The 12,481-nt window shown below is 68.1% G+C and carries 8 protein-coding genes; 3 read left to right on the forward strand and 5 right to left on the reverse strand.

From position 1 onward, the window contains the following. Positions 1 to 298 precede the first annotated feature (298 nt). Entirely contained in the window at positions 299 to 3,607 is a 3,309-nt protein-coding gene (locus tag QF035_RS02545) for a discoidin domain-containing protein (protein WP_307517836.1), read from the forward strand. Between the two features lie 13 nt (positions 3,608 to 3,620). Beyond that, entirely contained in the window at positions 3,621 to 5,120 is a 1,500-nt protein-coding gene (locus QF035_RS02550; RefSeq protein WP_307517837.1) for a family 43 glycosylhydrolase, read from the forward strand. Here the strand turns inward: QF035_RS02550 and QF035_RS02555 are convergent. The 4 genes from QF035_RS02555 to QF035_RS02570 form a co-directional block, all read right to left on the reverse strand. Continuing rightward, positions 5,092 to 6,333: a PP2C family protein-serine/threonine phosphatase gene (locus QF035_RS02555; protein WP_373466598.1), complete on the reverse strand. Its 1,242-nt coding sequence runs from the start codon at positions 6,331 to 6,333 to the stop codon at positions 5,092 to 5,094. The genes QF035_RS02550 and QF035_RS02555 overlap by 29 nt on opposite strands. A 99-nt stretch (positions 6,334 to 6,432) precedes the next feature. Further along, positions 6,433 to 7,191 (reverse strand): IclR family transcriptional regulator, encoded by a 759-nt coding sequence (locus tag QF035_RS02560; RefSeq protein WP_307517838.1) that lies wholly within the window; start codon positions 7,189 to 7,191, stop codon positions 6,433 to 6,435. Between the two features lie 48 nt (positions 7,192 to 7,239). After that, positions 7,240 to 7,707, reverse strand: coding sequence for a ribonuclease E activity regulator RraA (gene rraA, locus QF035_RS02565; protein WP_307517839.1), 468 nt, complete (start codon positions 7,705 to 7,707; stop codon positions 7,240 to 7,242). A 41-nt stretch (positions 7,708 to 7,748) separates the two neighbouring features. Beyond that, positions 7,749 to 8,591, reverse strand: coding sequence for a methyltransferase domain-containing protein (locus QF035_RS02570; RefSeq protein WP_307517840.1), 843 nt, complete (start codon positions 8,589 to 8,591; stop codon positions 7,749 to 7,751). A gap of 278 nt (positions 8,592 to 8,869) precedes the next feature. Here QF035_RS02570 and icmF point away from each other — a divergent pair, with 278 nt between their 5' ends. Next, on the forward strand, positions 8,870 to 12,100 hold the full coding sequence (gene icmF / locus QF035_RS02575; protein ID WP_307517841.1) for a fused isobutyryl-CoA mutase/GTPase IcmF: 3,231 nt from the start codon (positions 8,870 to 8,872) through the stop codon (positions 12,098 to 12,100). 21 nt (positions 12,101 to 12,121) lie between these two features. Here the strand turns inward: icmF and QF035_RS02580 are convergent, their stop codons facing one another. Further along, entirely contained in the window at positions 12,122 to 12,472 is a 351-nt protein-coding gene (locus QF035_RS02580; RefSeq protein ID WP_307517842.1) for a PaaI family thioesterase, read from the reverse strand. Positions 12,473 to 12,481: the final 9 nt, after the last annotated feature.

Here is a 12,481-nt window from a genome sequence, read left to right on the forward strand (position 1 = left end):
CCGCCTAGAGGAAACCATCACTTCAGACGCCGTCTGCCCTCGCCCGGTCCGAACCTAGACCGGTAAGCCCTTGCCATGTAAGGGATATGGCTAAGAGATGCGACTCACTCTCGGCTATTGACAGTGCGTCAGCCCGCCTCTACGTTGCGAAAACCTTTTAGGTCAGCCTCATGTGCGGCGCCTCACCCGCGCATTGCGCGTGTCAGGGACACGCCATAGCCCACGGCCCCGGCGGTCGCGCGGCTCAAACGCACCATCGCGAGCAACCGCCTGCTGTCAACCGGACAGGGAGCCTCCGATGAGAAGACCGCACGCCCTCCTGGTACGACGTCGGCGCACGAGATGCCTCCTCGTCGCACTGATGCTCAGCGTCTGTTCCGTCGTCGCCGGGACCCCGGCCCACGCCGCGCAGACCATCGGCTTCCCCACCTTCGGCGGACCCGCGATCCCGGCCGCGCCCGTTGGCTACACGCCGGGCGACATGATGCGGAGCATCTACGACGCGGAGAGTTCTGGGACCGACTTCTGGATGGACCGCCTCCTGGCCCGCTCGGGCAACGACCCGGCGGGCTCTTGGCTGATGAGCCGTGGGCGCGCGGTGTTCATGAAGACCCACGACCCCGCGGTGCTCGGCTTCGGCGGCCATGTCGCCTACTGGGAGAGCATCAACGACCAGAACGCCTACAGCGTCGCGATCAGCCCGGGCACCTTCACGGAGCAGGTCGCCCAGCGCCGGCAGGTGCCCAGCCACTGGAAGAGCGTGCACACCAGCGGTTCGGTCACGGTCGACCAGACCAAGTTCATCACCGACAACAACGTCGCCGTGACCAACCTGTCGATCAAGAACAACGGCAGCAGCGCCACCACCCTGCAGTTACGGGCCACTTCCCCGTACGCCACCACGGGCAGCGGCAGCGAGCTGACCGGGCAGGTCAACGCCTACAACAACCTCACCACGATCCGCCCGCGGCTGACCGGCGACGGTTTCGCCGTGTCCGGCGGCGGCCTCAACCGGTCCGTGACGATCGCGGCCGGGGCCACCGTCACCACCAAGGTGGTCATGGGCTTCGTCACCGACGAGATCCCCCAGTCGCTCACCGAGTACAACGCCTACGCCGGTTACTCCAGCGCCCCCGCGTTCGCCACCCACGTCAGGGCCTACAACCTGTGGTGGGCGCGGAACGTGCCCTATATCGACGTGCCCGAGGGCGCGATCAAGAAGAACATCTACTACCGCTGGTGGCTGATGCGCTTCAACAGCCTCGACGCCGACATCCCCGGGCAGACCTTCCAGTTCCCGACCTCCACCGAAGGCGTCCTCGGCTACAACAACGCGATCGCGCTGACCCAGCCCATGCACATCGACGACCTGAAGTATCTGCGCAACCCGGCCTACGCGTACGGGGACTGGCTGAGCGTCGGCCAGACCTCCAAGGGGGCCCGGTTCCTCGACAACCCGGGCGACCCGGAGAACTGGTCCAACAGCTACACCCAGTACATCGCCGAGGCGGCCTGGAAGAGCTACCAGATCCACGGCGGCCAGCCGGGCATCGCCGCCAACCTGGCCCGCTACGCCGAAGGTGACGTCAAGGGACAGCTCGCGCACTACGACCACGACAACAACAAGCTCATCGAGTACGACTGGGGTGCCCTGACGGGCAACGACGCCGACGCGGTCTCCTTCCACTGGAAGCCCGGCAACATGGACCGCGCCGAGTCCGCCTACCAGTACAGCGGCGCGCTCGCCGCCGCGCAGGCCTACGAGGCGACCGGCAACACGGCCAAGGCCACCGAGATGCGCACCCTCGCGACGCAGATCAAGGACGCCATCGTCAACGTGCTCTGGAACCCGGGCCGGCAGCTGTTCGAGCACCGGGTGAAGTCGACCAACGAATGGGTGCCCTGGAAGGAGATCAACAACTACTACCCGTTCTCGGTCGGAGCCGTCCCCAACACAGCGGCGTACAAGCAGGCCCTGCGGTTGTACGACGACCCGGCCCAGTATCCGGTCTTCCCGTTCTACACGGCCAACCAGGTCGACAAGAAGGCCGCCGCCGACGCGGGCAACCCGGGCTCGAACAACTTCTCCACCATCAACTCGACCGTCCAGTTCCGGCTGTACTCGTCGGTGCTGCGCAACTACTCCAACTCCTGGATGAGCGCGACCGACTACAAGAAGCTCCTGTACTGGAACACCTGGGCGCAGTACGTCGGCGGCAACACCCAGTGGCCGGACGCCAACGAGTTCTGGGCCGACTGGAACGGCAGCTCGATCAACTACCGCTCCTGGATCCACCACAACATCCTGGGCAGCAGCAACTGGACCGTGATCGAGGACGTCGCCGGTCTGCGGCCCCGCAACGACGCCAAGGTCGAGCTCTCCCCCATCGACATCGGCTGGAGCCACTTCACCGTCAACAACCTCCGCTACCGGGGCGCCGACCTGTCCATCGTCTGGGACGACCCGGCCGACGGCGTGGTGCGCTACCCCGGCGTGCCCGAAGGGTACTCGATCTACGTCAACGGCAGCAGGGCCGCCACCGTCAGCTCGCTCGTGCCCTTCACCTGGGACCCGGCCACCGGTGACGTCACCACGAGCGGCACGGTCACCCACCACACGTCCGTGGCCGGGCTGAAGGCCCCGAACCAGGTCGTCCAGGACAGCCCGCAGATGGTCGACATGCTCGCCAAGGCCGGCGTCGACCTGACCGCCGACCTCACCAATCTCGCCTCCGGGGCGACCGTGTCCGCCTCCCACACGGGGTCCGGCAGCGTCGCTTCCGGCGCGGTCGACGGCTACCCCACCAACGAACCCTTCTGGGGTGCGGGCGGCTCCCCCAACAGCCAGGACTGGTACGAGCTGAACCTCGGCGCCGCCCGCACGCTCAACGAGGTGCGCCTGTACTTCAAGGACAGCCGCCCGGCCAGTACCACCTACCGGGCTCCGTCCGCGTACACCATCCAGTACTACAACGGCAGTTCATGGGTGAGCGCACCCGGGCAGGCGAAGAGTCCGGCCGCGCCGCGGGCCAACTACAACGTGGTGCAGTTCCCGGCGATCAGCGCCCAGCGCATTCGGGTCCTGGCCACCAACGCGTCCGGGGCGAAGACGGGCCTCACCGAGGTCAAGGTGTTCAACAGGGGCGGTGTACAACCACCGGCCAACCAGGCCACATCCGCAGCGACTTCGGCGTCGTACACCTCATCCTGGGAGTCCGTCACCGCGGTCAACGACGGGATCGATCCGCCGTCGTCCAACGACACCGTGAATCCGCGCTGGGGGACCTGGCCGGAGACCGGCCAGCAGTGGGCTGAGCTGACCTGGCCGTCCGCGAAGACCCTCGACAGGGCCGAGGTGTACTTCTTCGACGACGACCAGGGCATCGACATGCCCGCCTCATGGAAGCTGCAGTACTGGAACGGCAGCGCCTACGTCGACGTGCCCGGTGCGGGCGGCTATCCGCTGGCCAAGAACCAGTACAACACCGTCACCTTCACCGCCACGAGCACTACGCGGCTACGGGTGCTGCTGACCGGGAACGGCACCAACTCCGTGGGGCTTTTGGAGGCGAAGGTGTACGGCCCCGCCTCGACCGCCAAGCGATGAAGGGTGTGCCCAAGTGACGCGTTCCAGATGCCTGTCCGTGCTCACCGCCGTGCTCGCCATGGTGGTCGCCTTCCTGGTGGCACCGCCGCACGCGGCCGCCGCCGTCACGTTCACCTCGACGGGGGTGAACCAGAACGGCGCCAACTGTCTTGATGTACCAGGCAGTTCGACGACCAACGGAACACAGCTCCGCGCCGGCACATGTGCCTCCGGTGCCGGCCAGTCCTTCGGCTTCACCCCGGTCGCGGGGACGGCCGACACCTACACGATCAGTACGCATGCCTCCGGCCAGTGTGTCGACGTGTACGGCGCGTCCACCGCGGACAACGCCACGATCATCCAGTGGACCTGCCACAACGGAACGAACCAGCAGTGGCGGCTCGTGCCCGTGACCGTCGGCGGAACCGACAGGACGTTCAACCTCGTCTCCGTCGGCTCCGGCAAGTGCGTCGTGCCGAGCGGCGGTTCGTCGGCCTCGAACACGGGCCTGGTGCAGCTGCCGTGCGGTACGGGGAACGGCAGGGTGTGGCGTCTGCCCGGCTTCACCGGCGGCGGCACGAGCCCGGGCACGTTCACCAATCCGCTCTCGCAGCGCGGACCCGACCCCTGGCTCACGTACCACGACGGGTACTACTACCTCGCCACAACCACCTGGAACTCGACGGTCACCATGCGCAAGGCCGGCACCCTGGCGGGCCTCGCCACGGCCACCGACCAAGTGATCTTCAACCTCACCAGACCCAATGGCGCCGGCACGATGTGGGCCCCGGAGTTCCATCTGCTCGACGGTCCCAACGGGAAGCGGTGGTACTTCTACTACACGGCCGGGCGGGAACCGTACGACCTGGGCACCCAGCGGATCCACGTCCTGGAGAGCGCGGGCCTGGACCCGATGGGCCCCTACAGCTTCAAGGCCGACCTCCTCGACCCGACCCAGGACAACACCTGGGAACTGGACCCGGGCATCCTGCAGTTGAACGGTCAGCTCTATCTCCTCGGCACGTTCTACAACGGCTCGCAGCCGATGTTCATCCGGCCGCTGTCGAACCCGTGGACCGCGAGCGGCACGCGCCGGGTGCTGTCCACTCCCACCTACAGCTGGGAGACGGTGGGCGGCGCGGTCAACGAGGGCGCCGAGGTCCTCCAGCGGGGCGGCAAGACGTACATCGTCTACTCCGCCAGTCACTGCTCCACGCCCGACTACAAGCTGGGGATGCTCACGTACAACGGAGGTGACCCGCTCAACTCCTCCTCCTGGGTCAAGTCACCGAACCCGGTCTTCCAGCGGTCCAACGCCAACGGTGTGTACGGCCCCGGCCACAACGGCTTCTTCAAGTCGCCCGACGGGACCGAGGACTGGATCGTCTACCACGCGAACAACTCCGCGGGCGGTGGCTGCGACATGAACCGGTCCACCCGGGCGCAGAAGTTCACCTGGAACGCCGACGACACGCCGAACTTCGGCACACCGGTGGCCCTCGGCGTCACACTGACGGCGCCGTCGGGAGAGTAACGGCCGCTTCGGAACCGGTGGCTCCACTCGCTCCGCAGACCGTCGGTTCGGGAACGACCACTTCCCGGACCGTCGGTTTGCGGATCAGGAGCAGCGCCGCGTCGTCGTGCAGCCGACCGCCGACATGGGCCAGCAGTTCGTCATGCAGCGCGGTGAGGGTGCGGGCCGGCTCGTCGGACACGTGGCGTGCCAGCCCATCGGCGAGCTGGTAGAACTCACGGCCGCGGTCGCGGGCCTCGGTGACGCCGTCGGTGTAGAGCAGCAGCTGATCCCCGTCCGTGAACGGCAGGATCTCCAGGGCGGGGGTGTGCTTCGTGAGGGCGCGCAGGCCGAGGGGCGGGGCCGGATGCGTGGGCTCCACCGCCTCGACGCCTCCGGACGCGCGTATCAGCAGCGGAGGCGCGTGTCCGCAGTTCACGACCTCCAGCTGCCCTGCCTGTGAGTAACCGGCGACCACGGCGGTGACGAAGTCGTCGCAACCGAGGTTGCGCGCCAGGCTCCGCTCGATCCTGTCTATGACGGCCAAGAGGTCGGGCTCGTCGTAGGCGGCCTCACGGAAGACACCGAGCACCAGAGCAGCGGTACCCACGGCCGGCAGCCCCTTGCCCCGCACATCGCCGACGATCAGCCGCACTCCGTACGGGGTCGGTATCAGTGCGTAGAGATCCCCGCCGATACGGGCCTCGGCCGCCGCGGCGCTGTAGCGGACGGCCACCTGGAACGGGCCGACGGTCGCCGGTACGGGCTTGAGGAGCGCGTGCTGGGCGGTCTCCGCGACCGAGCGGACGGCGGCGAGCACCCGGTCACGGCGCCCGCGCAGCGCGCTGGCCAGGCCACTCGCCACGGTGACGGCGGCCAGGGCGGACAGTACGGCTGCAAGCTGGCCGCCCGGAACGCCGTCCCGGGTGCCGAGCGTCGCGCCGAGGACCGCGGCGAGGACACCGACGCACACGACACCGCGCGGCCCGTTCGTGGTGGCGGCCAGCGCGGGCCCGGCCGCGAGAAGGGGCAGCCAGACCATCCCGGCTCCGCCGGCGAAGTCCGCGAGCACGACGACGGAGACGATGAGCACGGGCAGTGCGTGCAGTACGGGCATCCCGACGGCAAGCCGCGCGGTGGCCCGGCCGCGTGCCGAAGCCCCGGGATCGGTGACCCGGTTCCTGAGTGTCCGTATGGACCAGTGGTTTCCGCCATGATCACGGGCCTGACTCATACTTCGTCCGCTGTCCTCACCTGTGCACGGCGCACATTCCTGGAATGTCGGTTTCATCCAGGAAACGGTGTTGGCGCGGACGTCACAAGAAGCGGATTTTCAGATAGTGAGCGACAGGCTCCTGGTCACGCGGTTCGCGGTCGGAATCAGCCGCTCCCGGATGTCCTGCAGCCGGGAAAGCCGGTCCACCGGCATCGAGACACCGAGCGAGCCGAGCGTGTCCCCGCTGTAGACGGGCACAGCGACGCAGACCGTGCCCAGGGCGTACTCCTCCAGGTCCGTGACCGCTGGGGCCACGGGTGAGGTGTCCAGACGCCTGAGCAGTTCCGGCCTGCTGGTGATCGTCCGCGGTGTGAGGTCGGCGAGGTGGTGCCTGGAGAGGTAGTCCTTGCGGTTCTCCTCATCCAGCTCCCTGAGCACGGCCTTGCCCAGCGCGGTGGCGTGGCCCGCGTCCTCGAAGCCCACCCAGAGGTCGACGCGGGGCGCCCGGGGGCCGTCGACGATCTCGGCGACCCGGATCTCGCCCTCCTCGTAGAAGGTGAGGTAGGCGGCGGTCGTGAGCTCGTCGCGCAGCGCGGCGAGCGTGGGGCGGACACGGCTGAGCAGCGCCTGACCACGCCCCGTGCTCTGCATCACCTGCAGCTTGTCGCCCAGGACGAAGCCGCCGTCGTCCAGTTTCCGCAGGTATCCGTCGTGGACCAGCGTCCGCAGCAGGTGGTAAGCGGTGGCCAGGGGCAGGCCCGTCTCGCGTGCCAGCTGCTTCGCCGGTGCCCCGTTCTGGTGCGCGCTGACGGCCTCCAGGAGGCGGAAGGCCCGCTGGACGGACGTGATGAGGGTGGGGCCGTCGTGCTCGCCCATGACACCAGCGTGCGCCGGACGGGCGACGGGAGCAAGGCGAGCAGCGCCCTATGCGCGAGTGACAAGGATCCCGTCGGTGTCGCTGTAGAGGTGGCAGCCGGGCTTGAACGTCACTCCGCCGAAGGAAACCTCGACGTCCCTGTCCCCGACACCCTCCTTACGGCTCTTCCGGGGGTTGGATCCGAGGGCCTTCACACCAATGTTGATCTTCGACAGTGCCTCGACATCGCGGACGGCGCCATTGATGACGACACCCTCCCAGCCGCTGGACGCGCCCAGGTCCGCGATGAGATCGCCCATCAGAGCGGCGCCCAGCGAACCGCCGCCGTCGACTACGAGCACCCGCCCCGCGCCGGGCTCACCGAGGGTGGCCTTGAGGATCACGTTGTCCTCGTGGCATCGCACGGTCGTGACGGCACCCTCGAACGATGTCCGGGCACCGAAGAGCCGGAACTGGGTGGTGCACGACTGGAGGTCGTCCCCGTGCTCGTCGTAGAGGTCGGCTGTGGGCTTCATAGGATTCCTCTCGTGCAAACCGGGCGCGGACGACAGCCCCATCATTCCCTGGCAGTACCGCGTGTACTGCGAGAGCCCCCTGAGATCGGCAACGTCCCTGAAGTCAGGAAGAACGTGACGGCGTAGGTGAAGCGTCCGGTGCGGACCGCTTGATCGAACTGGGCGACGAACCGGTCGGCGTCGGCAGCGTCGAGGTGTCCGCGGGCGGCAGCGGTGTGGGCCCAGCTTCGGAGTCCCATCACGTTGTCGACCGCCGTCGGGTCGCGGACGACGAGGGTGTGGGCTTCCACCGCGATGTCTTCCAGGGCGCGGGCGGCGAGCATGCCGGCATGTCGATGCGCCAGCGTGCCGTTGCGCAGGTTGGCCTCGGCGCGGAAGCGCAGCACCTGGGCTGCGAGGTGCTGGTCCTCGATGTCGAGGACCTGGGTGGCGTAGTCGGGGTCGGCCAGTACGATCCGGCCGCCTGGGCGGACCACGCGGGACATCTCGTCGACGACCCGCGCCGGATCCTCCACGTGCTGGAGCACGCGATCCGCCCAGGCGCCGTCGAAGCACGGGTCCCGGAACGGGAGACGGTGCCCGTCCGCCACGACTACGTGTCCGAGGCCCGCCCCCTTCATCGTGGTGGCCATCGTCAGGGAAGTGTCCGCTCCGACGACCCGTGCTCCCGATTCGGCGCTCAGAGCCAGCGCACCGTCCCCCGCTCCGGCGCCCACGTCGAGGAATCGGCCGCCGGGACGAGCATGCAGGAGTTCTCGCAACCGCTGTTTGTAGGCCCCGTAGAACGGCTCGGCGGTCAGCCGCTTCAGGACCTCGACGAGCTCGGCCGGCCGGGCTTGGCTGTCGACCGCGGTGAAGGCGTGTGGCACGTCGCGGCGGCTCATGGGTGAAAACTAGCGCTGAGCGGGACAGCCGTGGCGTCCCCCATCGGGCTGGACGGATCGGCCGACGTGATCACCGTGCCGGTCGGCGGTCGGTGGTCGGCGGGCCTGTAGCCTGCGCGGGCTCCGGCAGGGGGCTCTCAAGAGGGGCTCTCAAGACGCCGAGACGACTCGCGCGCGCCCTGTGCTTCTGCTCACACCGCCCTCGCCTCCTGTAATTTACTAGGACGTCCTACTATTTAATCAGTCAGCGTTCCCCTGACCTGTCTGGGAAGGCCCCCATGAGCGACCTGCACCGCCCCGTGCACCCCATCCGTCTGGTCACCGCGTCGGCGCTGTTCGACGGGCATGACGCGTCGATCAACATCATGCGGCGGATCTTCCAGTCCCAAGGGGCCGAGGTGATCCATCTCGGGCACAACCGGTCGGTGCAGGAGGTCGTGGACGCGGCCCTCGAGGAGGACGCACACGGTGTGGCGGTCTCGTCCTACCAGGGCGGGCACGTGGAGTACTTCGAGTACCTGGTCGACTCGCTGCGCCGGCAGGGAGCCGAGCACGTGCGCGTGGTGGGCGGCGGGGGCGGCGTCATCGTGCCCGAGGAGATCACCCGGCTGCGCAACAGCGGGGTGACCATCTTCTCCCCGGAGGACGGCCAGCGCATGGGCCTCGCCGGGATGGTCAACACGGTGGTGAAGGACTGCGACTTCGACCTCTGGGACGGCAAGCCCGCCGACGTGGCCGCCGTCCTCGCGGGCGACCGGTTCGCGATCGCCCGCGCGATCACGGGTGCGGAACTCGGCAAGCTGCCCGCGGATCTCGTGGAGCAGTTGCGTGCCGCCGGGGCCGTACGCAGCACGCCGGTGGTCGGCATCACCGGCACCGGCGGTTCGGGCAAGTCGTCGCTCACCGACGAGTTGGTGCGCCGGTTCCGTCTCGACCAGCAGGACAAGCTGCGGATCGCGGTGATCGCGGTCGACCCGACCCGCCGTCGTGGCGGTGGTGCGCTGCTCGGTGACCGGATCCGGATGAACTCCCTCGACGGGAACCGGATCTTCTTCCGGAGCCTCGCCACCCGGGGCAGCCACGAGCTGCCCGAGCACCTTTCCGAGGTGATCGACGTGGTCAAGGCCGCCGGTTTCGACCTGGTGATCGTCGAGACGCCGGGCATCGGCCAGGGCGACGCGGCGATCGTGCCGTTCGTGGACACCTCGATGTACGTGATGACGCCGGAGTTCGGCGCCGCCTCGCAGCTCGAGAAGATCGACATGCTCGACTTCGCCGACGTCGTGGCGATCAACAAGTTCGAGCGGCGCGGTGCCAAGGACGCGCTGCGCGACGTGGGACGCCAACTGGTCCGTAACCGCGAGGCGTTCGGGAAGGGGCCCCAGGACATGCCGGTCATCGGCACCTCGGCGGCCACGTTCAACGACGACGGTGTCACCGCGCTCTACCAGTACGTGAAGGCGGCGCTGGCCGAGCACGGGTTGCCGTTGTCCGAGGGCACGCTGGCGCCGGTCGACGTGCGCCACTCCTCCGGCATCCGGCAGGTCGTTCCCGCGGACCGGGTGCGCTACCTCGCCGAGATCACCGACTCGGTCCGCGGGTACCACGCCGCCACCGAGCTGCTGGCCGAGGCCGCCCGGCGGGTTCAGCGCCTGGAAGCGGTCGAGGGTGAGCTGCTCGCGGCCGGCTCCGAAGCGGGGAACGTCCAGTCGCTGCTCGACGGCGCCCGCAAGCAGCTCCCGCAGGACGTCAGGGAGCAGATCGCGAATTGGCCCGCCGTCGTGGCCTCGTACTCCGGCGACGAGTTGGTCGTGAAAGCGCGGGACAAGGAGATCCGCACCCAGCTGACGCGTGAGTCGCTTTCGGGCAACAAGATCCCGCGCGTCTCACTGCCCCGGTTCACCGATCACGGGGAGCTGGTGCGGTTCTGGCGCCGCGAGAACCTGCCCGGCCACTTCCCGTTCGCCGCCGGGGTGTTCCCCTTCAAGCGCGACGGTGAGGACCCGGCGCGGATGTTCGCCGGCGAGGGAGATCCGTTCCGCACCAACCGACGCTTCAAGCTGCTGTCCGAGGGCCAGCCCGCCACCCGGCTGTCCACCGCCTTCGACTCGGTCACGCTCTACGGCCGTGACCCTGACGAGCGTCCCGACATCTACGGCAAGGTCGGCACGTCCGGCGTGTCGGTCGCGACCCTGGACGACATGAAGACGCTCTACGACGGCTTCGACCTGATCGCGCCGACGACCTCGGTGTCGATGACGATCAACGGCCCGGCCCCCACCGTGCTCGCGTTCTTCCTGAACACCGCCATCGACCAGCAGGTCGAAAGGTTCCGTACCGCCGAGGGCCGTGACCCCTCCCCCGAGGAGACGACCGAACTGAGTGCCCACGCACTGGCGAACGTGCGCGGCACGGTGCAGGCCGACATCCTCAAGGAGGACCAGGGACAGAACACCTGCCTGTTCTCCACCGAGTTCTCCCTGCGGATGATGGCCGACATCCAGGAGTGGTTCATCGCCAACAAGGTCCGCAACTTCTACTCGGTGTCCATCTCCGGCTACCACATCGCCGAGGCCGGGGCGAACCCCATCAGCCAGCTCGCCTTCACCCTCGCCAACGGCTTCACCTACGTGGAGGCCTACCTCGCGCGGGGCATGAACATCGACGATTTCGCCCCCAACCTGTCGTTCTTCTTCTCCAACGGCATGGACCCGGAGTACTCGGTCCTGGGCCGGGTCGCCCGCCGGATCTGGGCCGTCGCGATGAAGGAGAAGTACGGGGCCAACGAGCGCAGCCAGAAGCTGAAGTACCACGTCCAGACCTCAGGACGCTCCCTGCACGCCCAGGAGATGGACTTCAACGACATCCGCACCACTCTGCAGGCGCTCATCGCCATCTACGACAACTGCAACAGCCTGCACACCAACGCCTACGACGAGGCCGTGACCACCCCCACCGAGGACTCCGTCCGCCGGGCCCTGGCCATCCAGTTGATCATCAACAGGGAATGGGGTCTGGCCATGAACGAGAACCCCCTCCAGGGCTCGTTCATCATCGACGAACTCACCGATCTGGTCGAAGAGTCCGTCCTCCAGGAGTTCGAGCGGATCAGCGAGCGGGGTGGCGTGCTCGGCGCCATGGAGACCGGCTATCAGCGCGGCCGCATCCAGGACGAGTCGATGCTCTACGAGCAGCGCAAGCACGACGGCACCCTTCCCCTCATCGGCGTCAACACCTTCCGCAACCCGCACGCGGACACCGCCGAACCCGTCGTCATCGAGCTGGCCCGAGCCACGGAGGACGAGAAGCAGTCCCAGCTGGAGCGTGTGCGCGACTACCAGTCCCGCCACCGCGACCCGGCCCACGCGGCCCTGGCCGCCCTCAAGGACGCCGCCGTGAGCGGTGACAACGTCTTTGCCGTCCTCATGGAGACCGCCCGGGTCTGCTCGCTCCAGCAGATCACCGACGCCTTCTTCGAGGTGGGGGGCCAGTACCGCCGCAACGTCTGATCCGGCACCCGTCAGCAACCGTCAAGTGCCGCGCAGGCTCGGGAACAGAGCACGGGCGCGGGCGGGGTCCGGTGACACGAAGATGCCGCCCGCCGCCACCAGGAGTGTGGAGGGGTCCTCTTCGGTGGCGATGGAGCCGGCCACTGAGATCTTGCGGTTCTCGGCTCCGGTGACCTGGGCGTGCACGCGCAGGGGTGTCCGCAGAGGAACGGGACGGTGGTATCGCATCTGAAGGGAGATGGTCATCCCCGGCGTCCCGGCGGCGGCACACGCCCACCCCATCAGCTCGTCCGGACCAGACTGTCGCAGGGATGAACTACTCGTGCTGCCAGAAGCGTTGACGATCCAATGGGTCAATGACAACGTTTCCATAGCCGCAGC

This window comes from Streptomyces umbrinus (assembly GCF_030817415.1).
Classification (GTDB): Bacteria; Actinomycetota; Actinomycetes; order Streptomycetales; family Streptomycetaceae; genus Streptomyces; species Streptomyces umbrinus_A.

What these genes read in the sequence shown, in the direction of transcription:
- QF035_RS02545 (WP_307517836.1), top strand. Translation starts at nt 299, where the DNA reads ATGAGAAGACCGCACGCCCTCCTGGTACGACGTCGGCGCACGAGATGC.
- QF035_RS02555 (WP_373466598.1), bottom strand. Translation starts at nt 6,333, where the DNA reads ATGAGTCAGGCCCGTGATCATGGCGGAAACCACTGGTCCATACGGACA.
- QF035_RS02560 (WP_307517838.1), bottom strand. Translation starts at nt 7,191, where the DNA reads ATGGGCGAGCACGACGGCCCCACCCTCATCACGTCCGTCCAGCGGGCC.
- rraA (WP_307517839.1), bottom strand. Translation starts at nt 7,707, where the DNA reads ATGAAGCCCACAGCCGACCTCTACGACGAGCACGGGGACGACCTCCAG.
- QF035_RS02570 (WP_307517840.1), bottom strand. Translation starts at nt 8,591, where the DNA reads ATGAGCCGCCGCGACGTGCCACACGCCTTCACCGCGGTCGACAGCCAA.
- icmF (WP_307517841.1), top strand. Translation starts at nt 8,870, where the DNA reads ATGAGCGACCTGCACCGCCCCGTGCACCCCATCCGTCTGGTCACCGCG.
- QF035_RS02580 (WP_307517842.1), bottom strand. Translation starts at nt 12,472, where the DNA reads ATGGAAACGTTGTCATTGACCCATTGGATCGTCAACGCTTCTGGCAGC.